Annotated in this window: 19 protein-coding genes; 5 read left to right on the top strand and 14 right to left on the bottom strand. The window is 42.5% G+C overall.

The features are described from left to right. Positions 1-357, bottom strand: a 357-nt coding sequence (infC, locus tag F6J99_RS17930; protein ID WP_293114082.1) for a translation initiation factor IF-3, incomplete at its 3' end; no start/stop codon positions are given. A 216-nt stretch (positions 358-573) separates the two neighbouring features. On the opposite strand from infC, the gene F6J99_RS17935 reads away from it, so the two are divergent. Next, complete coding sequence (locus F6J99_RS17935) at positions 574-1,485, top strand: alpha/beta fold hydrolase (RefSeq protein ID WP_293114083.1); 912 nt, start codon at positions 574-576, stop codon at positions 1,483-1,485. Between the two features lie 18 nt (positions 1,486-1,503). Here the strand turns inward: F6J99_RS17935 and F6J99_RS17940 are convergent, their stop codons facing one another. After that, complete coding sequence (locus F6J99_RS17940; RefSeq protein ID WP_070393756.1) at positions 1,504-1,845, bottom strand: BON domain-containing protein; 342 nt, start codon at positions 1,843-1,845, stop codon at positions 1,504-1,506. A gap of 316 nt (positions 1,846-2,161) precedes the next feature. Then, on the bottom strand, positions 2,162-2,308 hold the full coding sequence (locus F6J99_RS17945) for a hypothetical protein (protein WP_293114084.1): 147 nt from the start codon (positions 2,306-2,308) through the stop codon (positions 2,162-2,164). 248 nt (positions 2,309-2,556) lie between these two features. On the opposite strand from F6J99_RS17945, the gene ilvN reads away from it, so the two are divergent. The 3 genes from ilvN (at position 2,557) to F6J99_RS17960 (ending at position 5,257) form a co-directional block, all read left to right on the top strand. Beyond that, positions 2,557-3,081, top strand: coding sequence for an acetolactate synthase small subunit (gene ilvN, locus F6J99_RS17950; RefSeq protein WP_293114085.1), 525 nt, complete (start codon positions 2,557-2,559; stop codon positions 3,079-3,081). Positions 3,082-3,640: 559 nt separating this feature from the next. Continuing rightward, entirely contained in the window at positions 3,641-4,552 is a 912-nt protein-coding gene (locus F6J99_RS17955; RefSeq protein WP_365973584.1) for a reverse transcriptase domain-containing protein, read from the top strand. Between the two features lie 144 nt (positions 4,553-4,696). After that, positions 4,697-5,257 (top strand): group II intron maturase-specific domain-containing protein, encoded by a 561-nt coding sequence (locus F6J99_RS17960; protein ID WP_365973592.1) that lies wholly within the window; start codon positions 4,697-4,699, stop codon positions 5,255-5,257. A 150-nt stretch (positions 5,258-5,407) separates the two neighbouring features. On the opposite strand, the gene F6J99_RS17965 is transcribed toward F6J99_RS17960, so the two are convergent. The 11 genes from F6J99_RS17965 to prfC form a co-directional block, all read right to left on the bottom strand. Continuing rightward, complete coding sequence (locus F6J99_RS17965; RefSeq protein WP_293114086.1) at positions 5,408-6,973, bottom strand: ATP-binding protein; 1,566 nt, start codon at positions 6,971-6,973, stop codon at positions 5,408-5,410. Positions 6,974-7,176: 203 nt separating this feature from the next. Beyond that, the gene (locus F6J99_RS17970) at positions 7,177-8,130 is read right to left on the bottom strand and encodes a lysylphosphatidylglycerol synthase transmembrane domain-containing protein (RefSeq protein ID WP_293114087.1); all 954 of its coding nucleotides are present in this window, start codon (positions 8,128-8,130) and stop codon (positions 7,177-7,179) included. 3 nt (positions 8,131-8,133) lie between these two features. After that, entirely contained in the window at positions 8,134-8,286 is a 153-nt protein-coding gene (locus F6J99_RS17975; RefSeq protein ID WP_293114088.1) for a hypothetical protein, read from the bottom strand. Positions 8,287-8,375: 89 nt separating this feature from the next. Then, positions 8,376-8,825: a helix-turn-helix domain-containing protein gene (locus F6J99_RS17980; protein ID WP_293058024.1), complete on the bottom strand. Its 450-nt coding sequence runs from the start codon at positions 8,823-8,825 to the stop codon at positions 8,376-8,378. A gap of 698 nt (positions 8,826-9,523) precedes the next feature. Then, positions 9,524-11,191, bottom strand: coding sequence for a hypothetical protein (locus F6J99_RS17985; protein ID WP_293114089.1), 1,668 nt, complete (start codon positions 11,189-11,191; stop codon positions 9,524-9,526). A gap of 55 nt (positions 11,192-11,246) precedes the next feature. Then, a complete protein-coding gene (locus F6J99_RS17990) occupies positions 11,247-12,044 on the bottom strand; it encodes a class I SAM-dependent methyltransferase (RefSeq protein ID WP_293114090.1) in 798 nt (265 codons plus the stop codon). Between the two features lie 8 nt (positions 12,045-12,052). Then, positions 12,053-13,447: a glycosyltransferase gene (locus F6J99_RS17995; RefSeq protein WP_293114091.1), complete on the bottom strand. Its 1,395-nt coding sequence runs from the start codon at positions 13,445-13,447 to the stop codon at positions 12,053-12,055. Between the two features lie 914 nt (positions 13,448-14,361). Then, the gene (locus F6J99_RS18000) at positions 14,362-15,954 is read right to left on the bottom strand and encodes a hypothetical protein (RefSeq protein WP_293114092.1); all 1,593 of its coding nucleotides are present in this window, start codon (positions 15,952-15,954) and stop codon (positions 14,362-14,364) included. 123 nt (positions 15,955-16,077) lie between these two features. Continuing rightward, the gene (locus F6J99_RS18005; RefSeq protein ID WP_293114093.1) at positions 16,078-17,127 is read right to left on the bottom strand and encodes a glycosyltransferase family 2 protein; all 1,050 of its coding nucleotides are present in this window, start codon (positions 17,125-17,127) and stop codon (positions 16,078-16,080) included. Between the two features lie 122 nt (positions 17,128-17,249). After that, positions 17,250-17,381 (bottom strand): hypothetical protein, encoded by a 132-nt coding sequence (locus tag F6J99_RS18010; protein ID WP_293114094.1) that lies wholly within the window; start codon positions 17,379-17,381, stop codon positions 17,250-17,252. Positions 17,382-17,602: 221 nt separating this feature from the next. Then, positions 17,603-19,231, bottom strand: a complete 1,629-nt coding sequence (gene prfC, locus F6J99_RS18015; protein ID WP_070393763.1) for a peptide chain release factor 3 — start codon at positions 19,229-19,231, stop codon at positions 17,603-17,605. 480 nt (positions 19,232-19,711) lie between these two features. Here prfC and F6J99_RS18020 point away from each other — a divergent pair, with 480 nt between their 5' ends. Next, positions 19,712-20,074, top strand: coding sequence for a DUF4870 domain-containing protein (locus tag F6J99_RS18020; RefSeq protein WP_083305262.1), 363 nt, complete (start codon positions 19,712-19,714; stop codon positions 20,072-20,074). The last annotated feature ends 99 nt before the right edge of the window (positions 20,075-20,173 follow it).

The following is a 20,173-nucleotide window of genomic DNA, read 5'->3' on the forward strand; positions in this document are numbered from 1 at the left end:
TGATTTGAGGAAGCGCTCCGCTTGATTGACCCGCACATTGTAGTCATGGTCTTCTATTTTGTAGCGCATCTTCACTTCTTTGACATCAGCCGTGTGCTGCTTCTTCTTTGCTTCACGGGCTTTCTTCTCTTGTTCAAATTTGTACTTGCCATAGTCCATGATGCGACACACTGGCGGATCTGCCTTGTCACTAACCAGGACAAGATCTAATTCCTTTTCCTCAGCGATCCGCAGGGCATCTTGAGGTGTGATTATACCCAGCTGTGCCCCATCGGTATCAATGGCTCTAATCTTGGGAAACCTGATTCTTTCGTTAATTTGGGGTAGATCGCGTTGGCGTCTTCTATTATCACTCACAGGCGTTTGTTTATTTTCTTAAGTGGATTAATCAAAAAATAGACTTACTACATACACTTGCCATTTTACTGATTCCTTTCTTGTTTCTGTTCAAATTATTAACATCACTTAGGAAACCAAGGCCTATGGAATAGTTATAACTTACTCCTTTGGCTGATAGGGAAGGCATAATGGACTCAAGTGGCTTTGTAAATATTTTTGAAGTTGAGGCAGGTTGTGACCAAATCTTTGCATTGGCAGCAACGAGTTGGTAGTCAAAGGGATTGGGTCTGGCGGGGTTGGCCGATCCGTTATACCTATTTTCGCCCACCCCAACCCCTAACTGTCCAGCCGACAACACCAGTTATTCTGCTTCATGGGTTTGGTGCTTCGGTCGGGCATTGGCGTCATAACCTAGACGTAATCGGTCAACATCATACCGTTTATGCTTTAGATCTGCTGGGTTTTGGGGCATCCCGGAAAGCTGCGGTTGACTACACCATTGACCTTTGGGTAGCTCAGGTTTATGACTTTTGGCAAACTTTTATCCGAAAACCGGTAGTGTTAGTAGGTAACTCCATTGGTTCGCTAGTTGGTCTAGGAGCAGCAGCAACCCATCCAGATATGGTTAAAGGTCTGGTGATGATTAATTTACCAGATTTCCAAGCCCGAGAAGAAGCGATTCCTAGTTGGCTCGGACCGATAGTCTCAACTGTTGAGAGTCTAGTGGCATCACCAGTGCTACTCAAAACCCTATTTTACGTGGTAAGACGTCCAGCGGTTGTGCGTAAATGGGCAGGGTTAGCTTATGCTAATCCAGAGGCAGTTACAGATGATTTAGTAGAAATTCTGAGTGTCCCTGCCACCGATCCTGGAGCTGCGGCCACCTTTAGTAGACTTTTAAGAGGGATGACCGCTCCTAACTTTAGTCTACCGGTCAAATCCCTATTACCTACATTAGATATTCCTATGCTATTGATGTGGGGACTAGAAGACCGGATGATTCCCCCCATGTTAGCTCGCAAGTTTGTTAAACTCAATCCTAATTTAGAGCTATTGGAGTTAGATCATGCTGGTCACTGTCCCCACGATGAATGTCCGGAACAGGTGAATCTGATCCTGTTACAGTGGCTAGGAGCTAAGGTTTGATTATCCCCAAAATTGGTATTAGCTGACGCTCACTTGATCAGTGTCAACCTCCGTGCAACCATCCACACCTGAGGCAACACTAACCATCTTATCTAGAACCTCCTGGCTAGCTACTTCTCCTTTCAGCACAACTTTACCGCCAGTTTGAGCAACCCAGAGCCTCTCCTCGTCATCCAGCTCGTCGTCTTGGTCAAAGGCCCAAACAACTCGCTTGGCAAGGCCGCTTTGGTCGTATTCTCCGTTTAACCCCACTCGCTCTGGGGCAATGTCATCTCCTGCTGGTGCATCTTCTGAAGGGGTACTAGCTGCGGCAGCTTCCTCTGGGCTTTCCAATCCAAACATTCGTTTTAACCAACCCATAAATCTTTGGTTTCACTCCAATCAGTTTTTACCGATTTTTATGTTACCGAGGAATTTTCCAATTAGCTGCCTAGTTTTAGAAAAAATATATCTTTAGATACAGCAAACTGTTACTAGAGTTCTTGGTTACTCAAAACCTGGATAAAATGGTAGTTGGATTGTAAGCATATGCGCTACGCGCACGCTGTCTTGATGCAAAGCGCGAGTGGGGGAAACCACGGCAGTCGCTCATGGGGGAGACCCCCAAGACCGCGCTGCCTCCCCAAGACCGCGCTGCATCGCTGCGCGAACAGCACTCAGCTCTCAGCAGTCAGCTTTATGACACAGGCCACAAGTCCTGTGACAACACTGCAGCATTATTCCAATGCTTACCGATTTTATTCAAAAGCTGTTCGGTGTAGCTTGCCCTATGCTCATGGATCACATCAAGTAGCGTGGCACAGGCTTCTAGCCTGTGACTCATTAGCTGATAGCTGATAGCTGATAGCTGATAGCTGAATACTTACCTTGGTTTACCGTTGACCGTTGACGCTTAGCTTCAAAAAACTTAACAGTTAACCGTTACTTCTCCCTTATCCCCCGTTAAAAAAGGGGCTAGTCAACACTTAACCACTCAACAGTCTCACCAATAAATTACTTTGATACCAATTTAGGGAGCACAGGCCCCCACCACTCCCCAGTCAACTCCCAAGTCAACTAGCAAGTCACACTATGAAACATACCCTTTCCGTTTTAGTTGAAGATGAAGCCGGTGTTCTAACTCGCATTGCTGGTTTATTTGCCCGTAGAGGCTTCAATATCGAAAGTCTTGCCGTTGGACCAACTGAGCAGGTTGGTATATCTCGAATTACGATGGTAGTACCTGGAGATGACAGCAGCATTGAGCAGCTGACTAAGCAACTCTATAAGCTAATTAATGTCCTCAAAGTACAAGATATTACCTCAATTCCCTGTGTCGAAAGGGAGTTAATGCTGCTAAAGGTTAACACTACTAGTTCCACCCGCTCCGAGATTATTGAATTAGCCCACGTGTTTCGTGCCCATGTCGTAGATACATCTGACGAGTCACTAACTCTAGAAGTTGTGGGAGATCCTGGGAAAATGGTAGCACTAACCCAAATGCTGAATAAGTTTGGTATCCGTGAAATTGCCCGAACTGGCAAAATCGCCCTAACCCGAGAATCGGGAGTCAATACTGAATATCTCAAGTCTTTGGAGGCGTGCGGCTCGTTCTAAGTAAGAGCCTCCTGGAACAGGAGGGGTATGACTTAGGGGATTCGCGGGACTAATCCCGAAAATCCTAACTATCCGTTGGATGGTGGTGAAAACCCACCCCATTAAGAGATATGTGACTCCCTACCTTGGCCACACCGAGCAAGCGGCATCTTGCAGAGTGAAGCTGGCACCAGGGCGGAATCAGAGGTAAATCAGATGTGCCACACTGCCGCTAAAGGGGAGACGACATGGGTAGATTAACAAAAGTCCTGAAAAAGTGTCTGAAAGACAAGCCGCAATCTGACTAGTATATGCGAGACTACATCCTTTAATTCTCACGACGTTGTACCTCCGATAGTCGTAATCTCTGAGAAGAGGATAGGCAAATTGGACTGCCCTAAATCGTCATAATAATCTAGCGGATGGAACGAGTAAAAACGGCAACAATACTAGGTCTGGGGAACGGTCGAAACCCCAGTAAGCAATGCCTCGCTTAATCCCTATTGCCGGGTAGGATGCAGCCGGAAACTGGCTGCGGGTATTCAGAATACATAAACTCTAGGAGAGTATGGGTAGACGCATGTCAAATAGATATAGCGACCTTTGGAAAAAGCAGAGTTGGAAGAAACACCAACAAAACCTATTCCGCCTACAAAAGCGCGTGTATAAAGCAGTTCGAGCCAGAGATTTGAGGAAAGCTCGGTCTCTACAGAAATTGATACTGAAATCCCGTTCAGCTCAACTTTTGGCCGTCCGTCAAGTGTCACAGCTAAACCAAGGGAAAAAGACGGCTGGGGTCGATGGCATTAAAAGCCTCTCCTATAAGCAAAGATGGGAACTAGCGGATGAACTGCTTGGCTCGTCCACTAAGTGGAAACACAATCGGTTACGAGAAATCCCCATTCCCAAAAAGAACGGGAAGACTCGGATTCTAAAAGTCCCCACCATAGCCGATAGGGCTTGGCAATGTCTAATAAAATATGCACTGGAACCAGCACATGAAGCCACCTTCAGTGCAGATAGTTACGGATTCCGACCTGGTAGATGCACCCAGGACGTACAAAAACGTCTATTTCTACATCTAAAATCAGACGCAAATGGAATCACAAAAAGGGTCATCGAATTAGACATCAAAAAATGCTTTGACCGCATCTCACACCCTTCAATTATGGAGAGACTTATAGCTCCCGCATCTATTAAGTTGGGAATATTCCGCTGCCTTAAAGCCGGAGTAAACCCAGACTTCCCGGAGCAAGGCACCCCACAGGGAGGTGTCGTCAGTCCCCTACTAGCTAATATCGCACTTAACGGAATAGAGGAAATACACACCAGCCTCCGTTATGCGGACGATATGGTGATTATCCTGAAGCCAAAAGATAATGCGGAGAAGGTGCTGACTAAAATCAAAGCCTTCTTAGCAGAACGTGAGATGGAAATCAACGAAGAAAAGACCAAGCTAACCAAAACGACAGATGGATTTGATTTTCTATGAAGTTACCGTAAGAATAAAGAAGCCTTTACAGGCGACAGACTATGCAAAAAAGGGTTAAAAATTATTAATTAAGGCTTCTTTATTCTAAGGTTTCGTCTCCTGGGGTGGAGATTCCGCGTCCAGCAAAACGGAAAATTCAGAAGCATTCCTTCAACGGAAAACTTCCAAAAGTTCCGCGACAAAATCAAAGCCATAATCAACAGCTCAAACTATGGTGCCGAAGTAAAAGCTAAGAAACTAGCCCCTATAGTACGTGGCTGGAGAAACTACCACAGCAGCTGCGATATGAGCGACTCACGGGATACGCTATGGTTTCCTAACAACACTGCCCTCCGAAAGTTCCGAAAGGAAAAGAAAGTAAGTCGGTATAGAGCTACGGAACTATGTCAAAAAGCGTTCCCAAAGGTAGGGTACAAACAAAACCAGCACGTCAATGTAAAGGGGACTAAGTCACCCTACGACGGCGACTTAGTCTACTGGAGTTACCGCAATTCCCGGTTATACTCCGATGCTACCTCTGATGCATTGAAAAGGCAAAACCATTCCTGTGGACACTGTGGACTGAAGTTCCTAGAAGACCAATCTGTACATCTTCATCACATGGATGGAAACCACGACAATTGGAAGAAAAAGAACTTATTAGCAGTACATCAAAGCTGCCATCAACAGTTACATTGGAGCACTCCGAAAGGAGAGAATACCTAGGAGCCGTGTGAGGCGAAAGTTTCACGCACGGTTCTGAAGGAGAGGTGCTCCCCGTAATAGGGGACATCGACTCTAACAAAAGTTTAATTAGTCATTAGTTAAGTTATTCCTGGTTAGTCATGGGTTCGGATCTTTTGCCTGCAAGCCTTTCTAATATGAACCCACAGGAATTGCGATCGCAAATTCTGTTCCCTTACCCGGATTAGAGGTACATAGGATTTGACCACCATGCTGTTCAACAACGATTTTTTTGCAGATATCTAGCCCTAAACCAGTTCCCTTGTCGATGGATTTGGTGGTGAAGAATGGTTCAAATATCTTCTGTTTGACCTCTTCTGTCATTCCCGGACCATTATCGATAATTCTGATCACGACCTGTCCACCAGAACTGTCCCCTTGATCACCATCGCTGCCTATAAATTCTGTCCGAATAGTGATCTTAGGGGGAGCTGGTGCTTTTTGCTTTACACCTTGCGGGCAATAATCAGAAGACTGAGGGGAAACTGGAACCTGGAACCTGTCTGCTTGAACAGCTGCAGAACCTGTAACTTTGAACCTGTTAACCTGTGAATCTTCTAGAGCATCAATGGCATTGCACAGCAGGTTCATCAAGACTTGGTTGATTGAACCAGAGTAGCACTCCACTAAAGGGAGTTTTCCATAGTCCTTAGTCACGGTAATCCCGGGATTCTTTCCTTTGGGCTTTAAGCGGTTATGCAGGATAGTCAGGGTACTATCAATCCCTTCATGAATATTCACGCGCTGCTTTTCATCGGTATCCTGTCGGGAAAAGTGGCGCACTGACTGCACAATCTGTTGCAAGCGTTCTGCACCTAATCCCATAGATGATAGGGCTTTAGGAAAATCTTCGATCAGGAAATCTAGGTCAATTGCATCAGCGTACTGTTGAATTTCGGCTGCAGGCTGGGGATAGTGTTTAGCATATAATCCCAACAGTCTTAATAAATCCTCGCCATAGTCCCTTGCTGGAGTGACATTTCCACAGATAAAGTTAAGTGGATTGTTGATTTCGTGAGCAACACCCGCGCATAACTGTCCTAAGGTGGACATTTTTTCACTTTGCTTTAAGTGCTCTTGAGCCAGTTCCAGCTTCTTTAAGACATTATCCAGTTCCTGGCTTTGGGCTTCTAATTTGGCTTGTGCTGTTTGTAACGCTGCTTCAGTTAATTTTTGTTTAGTAATATCTTTTACTAAACCTTCGTAGTATAGAATGTAACCAGTAGGATCACGCACTGCCCAAGCACTTTCGCAAATCCAAATTAGGGTGCCGTCTTGGCGAGAGACCTGGGATTCAAAGTCCTCTACCAAACCCTTTGAGTTAAGTAGGTCAAGGAATTGATGGCGTCGCTGGGGATCTTTGTGAAGGTACTGCCCAACACCAGTTACATGACTGAGGAATTGGTTAGGTGATTCATAGCCATATAGTCTAGCTAGTGATCGGTTACAGGCTATATAGTAACCATCAGGGGTAATTTTAAAGATACCATCAGTGGAGTTTTCAAATAGAGACCGATATCTCTGTTGGACTGCTAAGAGAGATTCTTCCACTCTTTTACGGTCAATTATTGGCTCAGCTAGTGTCTGATTGGTAGGTTGCCAACTAGTTTTCCACTTGGTGAAGTTTTTATGAACCGTTGGATTAGGTTTGACCCGCTTGCCAGAGCTAGGGGGTAAAGTTCTGCGACTGATTAACATAGATTGTTGCCTCACCTTTTTCCCTCACGACCATGACTATTGAGCATTTTAGCTGCCTGTTGAAGGATGGGTTTCCGCTACAGACTATAGTATTTGCTGTTGGGGAATTGTGCCATCCCTGAGCGGTTTTTTAAAAAACTATTAACTAAACTGCTCCGAATTTAAATAAATTTAACATACATCTCCCCTTGACAAACGTCAAATTAAGAAGGTTTTTTTCCCAAGTCGCGCACTGTAGTCAAATATTGTCCTAGAAAGGGTAAGCCACCAATGGCTGGAAGTAGGTAGCGAGAAGTACACAGTAATCCTAAGGCGGCAGCGGTAGCAGCGGGAAAATAGGGTTCGTAGAAGAAAATTAGCGCAGCGTCACGGGTGCCAACCCCCGCAAAGGTTAGTGGTAACAATCCCGCTAAAATGGCTAGGGGGGACAGAGCGAGATTGGTTAAAAAGGGTGTCCAGGCGTTGAGGGCGAGGATAAATAACCAAATTTGCAATAAGTGTAAGAACCAGATAAAAATTGAAGTTAGGGTAATTTTCAATAACTGCTTGGGGTCATGCCAGAAGTAGCCGTGCATTTCCCCCCAAGACATTTGCATGGTTTCTAGCTTTGAGCGGAATTTTTTTGGGGCAATTTTTTTGCTCACTAAGAAAAATAAATGGGCAAATTTGCGGGAGCTGAGGAGGAATAGCCCTAGAATTAACCCGAAAATTATCCCAGCGGTCATCAACCAAAAGAAACCACTTTTCCCAGGATAAAGTAATAAACCAAAGACACACCATATCAGTAGAGACAGCATGTCACAAGCTTTTTCAAAAATAACGATGGCTAACGACAAGCTCCCAGCTAAATTACCCCGCTGCTTCATAAAGTAGGCTTTAGCAATATCTCCCATTTTGGAGGGCAAGACCATATTTAGGGTACTGGCAGCTAAAATCAGGCGATTGGCTTCCCAAAATCGGAGTTGGGAACCTGTCGGCATTAGTTGTTGCAGTCGCCAAGCCGTGAACAGGGTGATCGGAATCACCATGCCCAGACTAATCGCCATCCACATGCGATCGCATTCTTTAAATACAGCGATCAGTTGGGGAAAGTCAATTTTGGTATAAATTACCCCTAGGATGACTAGGCTGATGGCAATGGAGATGAGTCGTTTCATGGATTAGGAAAAGGCAAAAGCAACAGGCAATAGGCAATAGGCAATAGGCAATAGGCAACAGGCAATAGGCAATAGGCAATAGGCAACAGGCAACAGGCAATAGGCAACAGGCAACAGGCAATAGGCAACAGGCAACAGGCAACAGGCAACTTTCAACCTTCAACCTTCAACCTTCAACCTTCAACCTTAATTTTTCAACCTTCCCTAGGGGAACGCCAAAGGCGAACAACCTTCAACATCTGATGCTAACTAAAAACTTTGGTGAGAATTTCAACAGCAGGGTCAACTTCTAGCCACACCGTAGCCCCACAATGCTTAGGACAATTGGGTTGATAGACTAACCGAGATGGACCTTTGATTTCTACATAATGACCGTAGGTGTTGCGGTTGCCTTGTTTGACGGTCAGGACGGGCTTGTAAGTATCGTACTTTCTGTTCTCCTTAATAATGTGCTGGTTGACATGGATGTAAGTCGCCACCTTTTGAGCAACTTTTTTCCAGGTTCCTTTTGGTCCACGCTTACCGGGAATGACTCTGGGCATGCCATTAAATAGGGGAATTTGCCAAAATCTGCCAACTTTTTGAGCGCCCTTAATTCTGCCGCTTTTGAGAAGTTGGCGAACTCGTTGGACACAAATTCCTAAAAGATAAGCTGCTTGAGTGGTACCAATTGTAGTTATCTGTTGTGCTGCCATGTCTTTGCCTTTTAATCTAGCGCTATTGTTTATTCATGATTTTAATGTAACACAGATTTTTAAATAGCGCTAGTGTTTTAATCAAAAATGTTACATAATTTAATATGCAAGTTTTTATATAGCGTTATAGTTTTAAGATTGAAGTGAAAAGTACAGTACTAGTTCGTTGATGTCGTTAGCTTAATAAGGGCGCTAGCTTTATTCAGTGTTGTTAGTGGTTTTATATAGCGCTATTAATTTGATCGCAAAGGGAAGACATGATCTAATCACCACAAATTTAATAGCGCTATAATTTGGATAAGCATTGATCACACAACACTTGACCACTGAGGCACTCAAAAATATTTTCCCAGTTACCTAATTTTAAAAACGCTGCTCGAACTTCAACCATTCATAATCATCCAAGGTTTGCACCTCATCACTTAGGTCAACCCAGGGTTGTAATTGTCCTGCTTGAAAGGTACGACTCATCACCACATAAATGGATGTCTGGTCACCACCAATTCCGACACTTTGTACCGATTTCCAAGACTTAGCTTGTAATTCATCAATTACTAACCATCGCTCACCTTGCCAATAAAAATATCGGCGAAAGCAGAAGGGAGCGTCTTTTTTACCAGTAATTAATAATTAGGGTTAGTCAAACTCTTTTCTAAGCTGGGTTATGAGGATTAGATGGGTTTGCCCTAGCTGCCCACCTACTTTATTTCGTCATTGGGCTTTTGTATTAGCCTGTAAAGCCTTTCGCTCTGACCCTCAAAAATTATTTCTATTGTTGTGCTTGGCATGAATTGTGAATAATCTGCTTCGTTCAAGGGGCTACCCTGAAAAATAATGCAATTATTCTCTATAAGATTACTTAAATCTAATTCTTGATTAAAAGATTGATATTTTCGAGACCATATATTGTAAAAAAAACTATCATTAAAACTAGATTCTAAAACGTTAGAAAACCGATTTGAAGCAAAATCGTTACCAAACTTTAGTGCATATTGTATATCGCTAGACCGATAATATCTTACGTGAATACAATTATTGTAATTTTGCTTAATCAACTGATGAATAGTTTTTATTTCACCCCGATAAGATTGATGACTATTGTTATCCTCTAACATTAGCTGGTAAGTAACTGTTGCACTTGCTGTCACATACACCGTTAACACAAGTAGACTTAGTTTTGCATAAATACTTGGTTTTAAAAGAGTAGTTAGTTGTTTTTCAAATAGAGTAACTTGTACCCAAACCAGCAGACTACATAACCCCATAGATGGGATTAAATAATGAGTACGAGGGTGTTTTAACGTAAGCATTATTTGAAACCCAATAATCAACAAAAGACATAAGTACAATAAATAAAGCTTTTGAACGGGAACGATAGGAGAGTATTTGTTTTGTAAATCTAAATTTTGTAAGGTCGGTCTAGCCAACCAAAACCAAACAGTAACAATGAAGAAATTTAATACCGATAAGCCAACAGTATAAAAGAAAAATCTATCCTGGGTAATCAAGTTAATAAAGGTGCTTGGTAAATTTGAAATATCAACTAAACCTGGATTACCACTGCCATAGTGTCCTGTATGGGTCGCAATCGACGTCAACCAATTAAAAACACGAGGGTATTGGGAAAAAATAGGAGATGTTGTAATCAAAAACGTGACTATTGTTGTAAAAATTGCTAATCCTTTCTGAAACCAACCAGGAAGCAGCATAATCACCAGTATCAGGGGAATAAATGTGACTTTTGTGGATACCCCTAATCCCAAAACTATACCGATAGCTAGGGCAAATTTAGGCAATCGTGCTCTCTCTGTGTAAAGATAAAATAGCAGCAGAATCACCAACACTTGAGTCAAAGAAAGTAGTAGGGTTTCCGGTCTCACACGGGTGGATTCTTGTAGGGGAGTCCACAAAAAAGGTCCTAACTGTAATAGTAAACTCAACGCAATATTCTGAGAGAAGGCAAAAGCAACTAAACCCACCAGCAACAAGCAAGATGTTATGATAAGAAGCAGGATGATGTTGACAGTGATCAAATAAAACTCAGGATTTTGCAGTACAGATTCTGTAATATTAGAAACAACAGAATTCGTCAGGGACTGAATAAAATAAGTGATTTGAATAACAATAGCACCAAAGACTTGTAGAGTAGTGCCCGGATGATCGGTATGACCAGGTGTTTGGAATTGGATGATATTTAAAAAATTTAGGAGATAAGCATATTCAGGATCAGAGTTTCTTCCAAGCCAATATGGACCGAATTCCTGTCTAAGAATCAGAGAAATGACAGGGAAGATACCTGGAATAATAAATAAATAAAAAAATTGCTTTTTTTTAGATATTTTTTTAACTAAACTACTGATGTTCATAGAATAATTTACATAGTTATTTTAGCTAACATTAATTTTAGCTATTGGCTATCACTTAAATTACTTTTACTTTTTCTACTTCAATCGTCATGAACATTCCCAAGTGATCATTAAGGGGTGATAAAAGCCATTCCATAAATTGTACTAGACTAAAAAGGGCTGATGGGAGAAGTTGTCTCATAGACAATCCTCCACTAATCAGATATCTTAAGGGTGTATGAATTTTTATACTTCGTACTCTTAAACTAGGAAATTCTTCCCGAAAAAGTTCGCTATCTCGGTTAAAAATAATCCAAGGAATAGCCATATTTGCTCCTGACAATGGTCCCCCTTCTTCAAAACCCCAATACCCCCGTGGATTAAATGGTTCATGGTGAAAATTATTATAAATAAACTTAGACCAACAAGTATTTGCTGGTTCGATCATGACAAGTTTTCCACCAGGCTTAAGGCAACGATCTGCTTCCCGAAAAAATTGTCGCGAATCTTTAATATGGTGCAATACATCAATCATCAGTATGGCACTAATATCGTTGTCTTCAAAGGGCATATCTAAAGCAGAAAAAACTAGATCAACACCATCATAGGGTAAGACATCTGAAGTGATAATTTGAGAATTGTATTCTTTTAAGAAACTAGCACCACTACCAAGCTCCACAATTTTACCATCTGGTGGAATTGTCTGAATTTTCACTAATAACTGATGATAGAAACTCTTATAAGTTTTTATAAGAAAGGGTTTGCGCTGAATTATTGCCCTTAATAGATGGATGTTGTTTGGATTATCTAGATTGGTCATCTTAGATAACTCAGGAAGTCTTAATAAGTTAAGCATAGTAATCGCAGAAGTCATCTATATAATTAGGAAAACTTAATCTTCTTGGCTGCATAAGCACACATTTTAAAAAGTACCAACCCCTCCTTAAAGTGCTGAATATTCGAAGCGCCATAGGTTCTGGGCATATAACGGACGGGAATATCATTTATTTTTAACCCTAACTTAGCAGCGCCGAATAATAAATCAAAATCGCCAAAAGGGTCAAAATCGCCAAAGTAACTCCGATTTTCGGCAATGCGGGAATAATTCTCTTTTGAAATTGCCTTGGTTCCACAGAGAGAGTCTTTGATTTTAGTATTAAGAAGATAGGAGAGTAGCCAGGCGAAGAAACGGTTAGCCATTCGATTCAACCAAGGCATAGTAGTACCATTTACTGGGTAAATGAGGCGGCAACCGTTAGCAAATTCACAGTATCCGGAAGCGATCGCCTCGAAAAAGTAAATTAAATCTTCTGGCTTAACGGTTAAATCGGAATCTAAGATAATGAAAACGTCTCCTGTTGCCATTTTAAAGCCTTGGCGAACTGCATCTCCTTTGCCGATCCCTGATTGTTGGACAACTTTTATATCCCATCGATCTTTGTACTTTTCCTGAACCCGTTGAATTTCTGACCAGGTGTTATCTCTAGAGTGTCCCTCTACAAAGATGATTTCAGTATGTCCGCCTAATTTTGGCATCCGGGTGACGCAAGCTTCGATATTCCCTGCTTCGTTTCGTGCTGGAATAATCACTGAACAAGTCTTTTGCTGAATTTGGGTTTGGGCATCAGTATCTTTAGGCCGTAATCTAGCAATAATATACTCACATAAACAAAGTTGGTTGATAAAAGGCAAGGGCGCTATAAACCGATTTAAAAAATAGCTTATTAGTGGCACTCGCTTTGGAAAGAGTAATCTTTTTCCGTGATAAATAACTTCAAAGCCAGTTAGTTGTAATAAATTGTGAATATCTTCCAGACTCAACCAGTTGAGATCTGATAAGGGCATGCGTTGCCGGATCAAGGTTGCAAATTGTAGAATAGGTTCCCATACAGGGTTTTGAAACGTCATGACCAAACGGCTATTATTATGGCAGGCTTTTTTTATAGAATGTAATGCCTTCTGTATATCCTCTATGTAGCTGATTGTATTGGCCAATAAAATATAATCAAATTTCTCTAGGGGTTGAAAATATTCTATATTCTCTACCTGAAACTCCAGTTCGGTAAAACTTTTCTGACTATCTTCGACGGCCTCGGAATTTCTATCAATTCCGAGGCCATAGCTTGGATTAACAGCCGCTAATAAGTACCCCAAACGTGAACCAACCTCTAAGAAAGAATAGCCAGGACGTGTTGAAAAGCGGAAAAACTTTTCTAAGTCTTTATAGTAGTAGAGATTTCGATTTCTCCATTTTTCCATCCAATTTTTATAGTTCATATCATCTAATAAAAATTATGGGCAGTTCTGTAGAAGTAGTGATATTATGATTTCCTACCGGTCTATTAAGCAATGCCTAAGGCAGCGCTAAATTATAATTGTGAATAAAATTCCAAATAGCCTCGATTTAAAGACATTGTCAAAACGCTGACATCATCTCTCTCAGCAGGTGGGCATTGCTGTCGAAACTGTTTCTGTGATCGGATTGAGTCGCGAAAGAGACTAACCTAAAAAGCTTACCCTATATAGATTACCCTCAGATTCTTCCTAAAATTCCACTATGTCTTTTGCTACCATGTCTTTTCCTGTTTACTATAGCGCTATTGTATAGTTTATATCTGAGGTTAACACAAATTTTTAAATAGTGGTAGAATTTTTGGCAAAATTGTTACATAATTTCATTATCTTTGCTATCGTTATAGTTTTAGGGAGTTAGTAAGCTGATTAGATTAGCGCTATATTTAGTAGCTTGAATTGAACCCAATTACTATAGCGCTATTACTTGACCGGCGGAGGCAAAGGATACTCTTAATTAAATAGCGCTATCTTTAATTAAGAGTAGGAGCCTATCAAAACTATAGCGGTATAATAATTTGGTTGGGGAGGATTAAATATAGCCCTAATTTTTTTGGCGTTGCTGAATTAAGGAATGAATGCGCAATCATCTGGTTTTGTTAAAGCCCCCTAAATCCCCCGAGCGAGGGATTGCTCGCTCAGGGGACTTTGAACGTCTTATTCCCCCCAGAATTGGGGGGTTAGGGGGGCAAAACCATACCCAGAATCAGCAACGCCATTTTTTTGATAAGACATGATCTAATCACCACAAATTTAATAGCGCTATAGTTGGGATAAGCATTTATGACACAACACTTGACCACTGAGGCACTCAGAACTATATTCCCAGTTATATGATCTCAAAAACGCTGCTCGAACTTCAACCATTCATAATCATCCAAGGTTTGCACCTCATCACTTAGGTCAACCCAGGGTTGTAATTGTCCTGCTTGAAAGGTACGACTCATGACCACATAAATCGATGTCTGGTCACCACCAATGCCGACACTTTGTACCGATTTCCAAGACTTAGCTTGTAATTCATCAATGACTAACCATCGCTCACCTTGCCAATAAAAATATCGGCGAAAGCAGAAGGGAGCGTCTTTTTTCCCAGTAATTAATAATTTCTGTAATAATTTCCGAATTAAATTGGGAAAGAACCGTCCTACCGTTAACATCACTCCCCGCAGAATTAGTAAATTCATTGGAGTCATTTGCTTCTGTTTCGCCCATCCCAAGTTTCCCTCAATCAGAATTTCATCCTCACTGACTTTAACTTGATAGTTATCGATCAGATGACCAACGGCATTTTTAAATTTACCTCTTTCTTTTACGAGTAGGGAAAAATGGGTATCTGAAGCAATTAATTGATTGTCTCGAAATATCTTAAAAACGCCTCCTTTATTCAAAGCTAAATAAAGTTCTGTTCCGCGACGGCGGTCAATTAGGATGTTGGCGTCTTTCAACCATACGCGACCCCTGGGACGGGGAGTTGGTTTGGGTCGGTTGGTAACAAAATCCCGCCAAGATAGCAGATAATTCCAGGTATGATGACCAATAATGTGATCATCGGCGTAACAAGGAGCAAGACCATTAGCTAATCCCACCAAGAAGCGGTCATTAATCTCTAGGGCTTCTGGAAACCAGCGTCCTACTAATTCAAAGCCATGGGGAAAAAAGTTGTAAGTGTTACGGCTAGTGTATTCTCCCCCATAAGAACCATCGGGATGGATGAATTGTGCGGCTAATTCGACAGCTTTGATCAGAGCTTCTTTTAGGCGTGGGTCTAATCTCAACAGATAAATCCTGGCTAGACAGGAAATCGTTAAGGTGTGGTAGCCTGGGTCGCAGCCTTCGTATTCTATAAACCAGCCTTCGGGACTTTGCCAGGATAATACTTGCTCTAGCCTTTGCGATCGCGCTCTATCCCATTGATTGGTATGCAACAGTTCCGATAGCAGGTCTAAACATAAGACAATCAAGGCTTGGTGGTTGCTCAGCTGTCCACTTTCCATGTGGTGGGCTAGCCAATCTGCTCGTTTTTCAAAGAATTGTAAGGCAATGGGGTTATGGAGTCCCATGGCTTTGTAACTTTCGATGCTAGCCAATAAAGAAAAGGCGGCGGCTCCAGCAGCACGCTCAAAAGGGAAATAATCATCACAGGAGCCATCGGGATGGGAACTGGATGCAGCAAAAAGTATCCCTGCTTCGACCCAATCGAGAATTACTGGTTGCTGGTAGAACGGGTTATCTGGGAAATCCGTATGATAGGCTAGTGCTAGAGGCCAGACAAATTCCTGTGCCATCCCACTAGGAAAATCAATGATTTTATAGTGCCAGAAATTACGGTCGAAGCAGCCGTAGGTGGGACTGTGGGGATTGCGGTCTAGGAGGGTAAGGATTTTAGGGATTTGGTTTAGGGCGTGACGGGCGAATAGGTCTCTGGTCATTATTTGCGGCTGTTTGTGTCAGTGCGTCAGTCCGAGAGTGATGGTTGTTTTCAGCCAAAATTAGCCTTAAGAGCTTCCCACTATAGCAAGTCCTCTCAAGAGCTTCTAACTATCACAATAGAACTATTCTTGATTCAATAAACTATTGGCAAATTCTTCTCCTTCTCTCCCCTCCTTTCGGTTTTCCCGCTGTTGTTGATTTCCGGTGGATGGCCAATGGGGAGTGCGATTGGAGTCAACATCCAATCGGCGTAGTCGCAGTTGGATATCTTCTAGAAGTTGACGATTGACTGCCATTAGATCTGCTACTAAGCCAAATATCCACAGTTGAAAGCCCATTAGGATCAGAATAGCAGCTAAAACTAGGCTGGGTACGTGAGCTTTGGGAGTACCAGCGAAGTATAGGATTAACCAACGAATCCCCAGTAAGGTTCCTAGGGTAAATGGAATTGTCCCCAAGGTGATAAAGAATCTCAGGGGATTGTAGGTCATGGAGATTCGCAGGATAGTGATTAGCGATCGCTTAACATAGGCACTGATACTCTTGACTAGACGGGAGGGGCGTAAATAGCGATTGGTGCGGATTGGGACAGACGTGATAGCGATGCCTTTTTGTCCAGCTTGAATAATAGTTTCTAGGGTGTAGGTGTATTCATTAAAGACATTTAGCTTTAAGGCGGCTTCTCGGCTAAAAGCTCGGAATCCACTGGGAGCATCAATGATATTAGTATTGCTAGCAATCCGGACTACCCAACTCCCGAATTTTTGTAGACGCTTTTTAATGGGGGAGAAGTGCTTAATCTTCTGAATCGGTCGCGCCCCGATCACTATTTCGGCTCGACCTGATATAATAGGTTCTATGAGTTTGGGAATGTCATCAGCGCAGTACTGATTATCCGCATCGGTATTGACAATAATGTCCGCATCTGCTTTCAAGCAAGCTTCGATTCCTGCCATGAAAGCTTTGGCTAGTCCCTGATTGTGTTTAAAATTAACAATGTGGTCTACGCCATAGGAGCGGGCTACGTCTACGGTGCGGTCTGTACTGCCATCATTGATAATTAGCCACTCAACGGTATCTACACCCCTCAGTTGACGGGGAAGCACCGAAAGGGTAATCCCTAGGCTATTTTCTTCGTTGTAGCAGGGGATTTGAATAATTAGTTTCGTCATCGATGGTGACGGGCTTTGCTTCAAGAATGGGAAAAACTCCGGTGCCTTTGATTATCGCAGACGCAGGGAAAAGAGTTTTGGTTTCTTGATTATCGTAGGTTATTGGGGGATTATAACAGTTTTTAATGGGGAGTCAAGGGAGTCAAGGGAGTAGGGAGTAGGGAGTAGGGAGTAGGTAAAGAGAGGGAAGTGTAGGGAGCAATGTTTGTGTTTTTAAAATATTTGATTTGTGAGACAACATATTTTTGTCTCAAATAAGTGTAGCGCTATAGTTTTTGTGAAATTAGGTGATAGCAATGCTGATGAGAGTGTTACCGCTCTGAAATTTTACGCTATCGATAGGATTGAGAAAAATTAAGCGATTGGCCTACGGCCACGCTACGCGAACGCATTGCTAATCATTAGCCTACTACTTCTGATTGTTTACTATATCGCTAGATTTTATTAAAATTCAGCGATATAGTAAACAATCATCCTATGTAGACTTTGGTTGAGAGCCAGACACCACAGGGGCGCTAGAATTCAAATCCAACTCTGGATGGTCTCCTGCGACTTGCTGCAAATTCCACTGATTCTTAAACAATAGCACTGGACGTCCCCAATTATCTTTGACTGTCACGGTATTAAACAAACGCCCAGCTTTTTCCAAGGCTTCCCAGCCACCGGCTACCCAACGAGCCACACTATAGGGCAACATATCCAACCTAGTCTCTACGCCATACTCATTCCTGAGGCGAAACTGGACTACTTCAAATTGCAACTGTCCCACTGCTGCCAGAATTGGGTCGCGCTTCGACTCATCAACGGAGTACATAATTTGCACAGCCCCTTCTTCCCGCAACTCCTTGACTCCTTTCTGGAACTGCTTAAACTTAGAGGGGTTAGGATTCTTCAAATACGCAAATAACTCTGGGGAAAAACAAGGAATACCTTCATACTCCAACTTCTTACCGTTGTAAATCGTATCCCCAATGGCAAACACCCCCGGATTATTCAAACCAATCACATCCCCGGCATAGGCAACATCAATGGATTCTCGGTCTTGAGCAAACAGCTTTTGGGGTCTTGACAAACGGACGGTTTTACCAGTACGAGCATGGCTGACAGTCATATCCTTTTCAAACTTACCCGTACACACCCGCACAAAGGCCACCCTATCCCGGTGCTTGGGATCCATATTGGCTTGCAGCTTGAACACAAAGCCACTAAAGTCTGGATAAGTTGGAGGAATATCGCCCACTGTGGATTTCCGAGATTCTGGTTTCAGGGCATAGTCCAAAAAAGCATCCAGAAACAGCTGCACCCCAAAATTAGTCATGGCACTGCCAAAGAACACAGGGGTCATTTGACCGGAATGAATCAGCTCTAAATCCAGGTCTGGACCAACACCATCGAGAATTTCTAACTCTTCCTTTAGTTGATAATATAAATCTTGTTCTAGGAGCTGTTCAATCTGGGGGTCTCCCAAATCTACTACCGTATTCTTCGCCTCCCGGGACCCGTGAGCGGTGCGTTCAAACAAGTGAATTTGTTGTCTTCGGCGGTCAAACACTCCTTTAAAGCGATCGCCCATGCCAATCGGCCAGTTGACCCCATAGGTTTGTAACCCCAGCTCCTGTTCAATCTCATCAAGAAGTTCTAGGGGTTCTCGTGCGGGACGGTCAAGCTTATTGACAAAGGTAAATATAGGAAGCGATCGCATTTTGCACACTTCAAACAATTTGCGGGTTTGGGGCTCTAGACCCTTTGCTGCATCAATCAGCATCACCGCATTATCAGCTGCTGCCAGAGTGCGATAGGTATCTTCACTGAAATCTTGGTGTCCGGGTGTGTCGAGTAAATTAATCTGACAGTCGAGATAGGCAAACTGCAACACCGTCGAGGTAATCGAAATTCCCCGTTGTTGCTCCATTTCCATCCAGTCCGAGGTTGCCTTGCGCTGAGCTCGCCGTGCCTTCACTGCTCCGGCTTCGTGAATTGCTCCACCATAGAGTAACAATTTTTCTGTCAATGTGGTTTTACCCGCGTCCGGGTGGGAAATAATCGCAAAGTTACGGCGGTGTTCAACAGCGTTGAGCAATTCTGCTTCAAGTTCAGTGGACATCCAAAAAGACTAGATAGGGGACTTTCGCTTAATTTTTACACAACTCTCTATATATTATAGCGTTTCTGATAGTAATGACCTACACAGATTTGTTTCCCTATTCCCTACTTGCTACCTGAGAGGGGTATATTTTTTACTTCAGGGTCACACCTGGTACTTCACCTCAGGTTATACAAACGAATAAATGATGATTTTTACTAACCAATAGGTATATTTCTCTATGCGCCCCACGACCCACCCGGTCACCACACACTCACGTCTTTCTTAAAGACCTAACTAGCCAGCCAATTTCCCTATTCCTGTTTTTCCATTTCCTTTTCCCTACTTCTGCCATAATTCTAGTAATTACTAACTGATCAATGTCGTGATATCATCCCTAATTTGTGACGGACTTTACGACCTATAGTATAGGTTTATAAACGCTAAAATACTGGTAAGTAAAAATCACTAAATATAGTATCGAAATTAAGGAGCTAAGCTATGGTGTATGATCAAAAAAATAACATCAACTATGACCCCGACAAGCGCAAGCTGTTATCAGCATTATGTCACGGAGCAATTTTCATTAGTGCCTCATTTATCTCCGTGTTAATTCCCTTGGCTATCTTGTTAATCTCCGATGACCAAGTAGTCAAAGATAATGCCAAAGAGTCCCTTAATTTTCACTTTAATGTCTGGCTATATGAGGTAATTTTTGGGTTTTTGACTATTATCCTGATTGGTTGGCCTTTCCTAGGTTTATTAGTTATTTTAAGTTTGGTACTGCCGATTATGGCAATTCTCAAGATTCTTGGGGATCCCAATGTATCCTACCGCTACCCATTTATTTTCCGTGTACTTTAAACTAGCGCTAGGGTTTTAGTGAACCTGAGTGAACAGGGGGGAGCATGCCATGGTTGCAGAAAGAGTATTACAGTAGGCCAGAAAAATGCCATCAGACAA

This window comes from Moorena sp. SIO4G3, assembly GCF_010692305.1.
Taxonomy (GTDB): Bacteria; Cyanobacteriota; Cyanobacteriia; order Cyanobacteriales; family Coleofasciculaceae; genus Moorena; species Moorena producens_A.

Bases quoted from the DNA above. Each gene is read 5' to 3' on its own strand.
- F6J99_RS17940 (WP_070393756.1), bottom strand. From the start codon at position 1,845: ATGGGTTGGTTAAAACGAATGTTTGGATTGGAAAGCCCAGAGGAAGCT.
- F6J99_RS17945 (WP_293114084.1), bottom strand. From the start codon at position 2,308: ATGAGTCACAGGCTAGAAGCCTGTGCCACGCTACTTGATGTGATCCAT.
- ilvN (WP_293114085.1), top strand. From the start codon at position 2,557: ATGAAACATACCCTTTCCGTTTTAGTTGAAGATGAAGCCGGTGTTCTA.
- F6J99_RS17955 (WP_365973584.1), top strand. From the start codon at position 3,641: ATGTCAAATAGATATAGCGACCTTTGGAAAAAGCAGAGTTGGAAGAAA.
- F6J99_RS17965 (WP_293114086.1), bottom strand. From the start codon at position 6,973: ATGTTAATCAGTCGCAGAACTTTACCCCCTAGCTCTGGCAAGCGGGTC.
- F6J99_RS17970 (WP_293114087.1), bottom strand. From the start codon at position 8,130: ATGAAACGACTCATCTCCATTGCCATCAGCCTAGTCATCCTAGGGGTA.
- F6J99_RS17980 (WP_293058024.1), bottom strand. From the start codon at position 8,825: ATGGCAGCACAACAGATAACTACAATTGGTACCACTCAAGCAGCTTAT.
- F6J99_RS17985 (WP_293114089.1), bottom strand. From the start codon at position 11,191: ATGAACATCAGTAGTTTAGTTAAAAAAATATCTAAAAAAAAGCAATTT.
- F6J99_RS17990 (WP_293114090.1), bottom strand. From the start codon at position 12,044: ATGACTTCTGCGATTACTATGCTTAACTTATTAAGACTTCCTGAGTTA.
- F6J99_RS17995 (WP_293114091.1), bottom strand. From the start codon at position 13,447: ATGAACTATAAAAATTGGATGGAAAAATGGAGAAATCGAAATCTCTAC.
- F6J99_RS18000 (WP_293114092.1), bottom strand. From the start codon at position 15,954: ATGACCAGAGACCTATTCGCCCGTCACGCCCTAAACCAAATCCCTAAA.
- F6J99_RS18005 (WP_293114093.1), bottom strand. From the start codon at position 17,127: ATGACGAAACTAATTATTCAAATCCCCTGCTACAACGAAGAAAATAGC.
- prfC (WP_070393763.1), bottom strand. From the start codon at position 19,231: ATGTCCACTGAACTTGAAGCAGAATTGCTCAACGCTGTTGAACACCGC.
- F6J99_RS18020 (WP_083305262.1), top strand. From the start codon at position 19,712: ATGGTGTATGATCAAAAAAATAACATCAACTATGACCCCGACAAGCGC.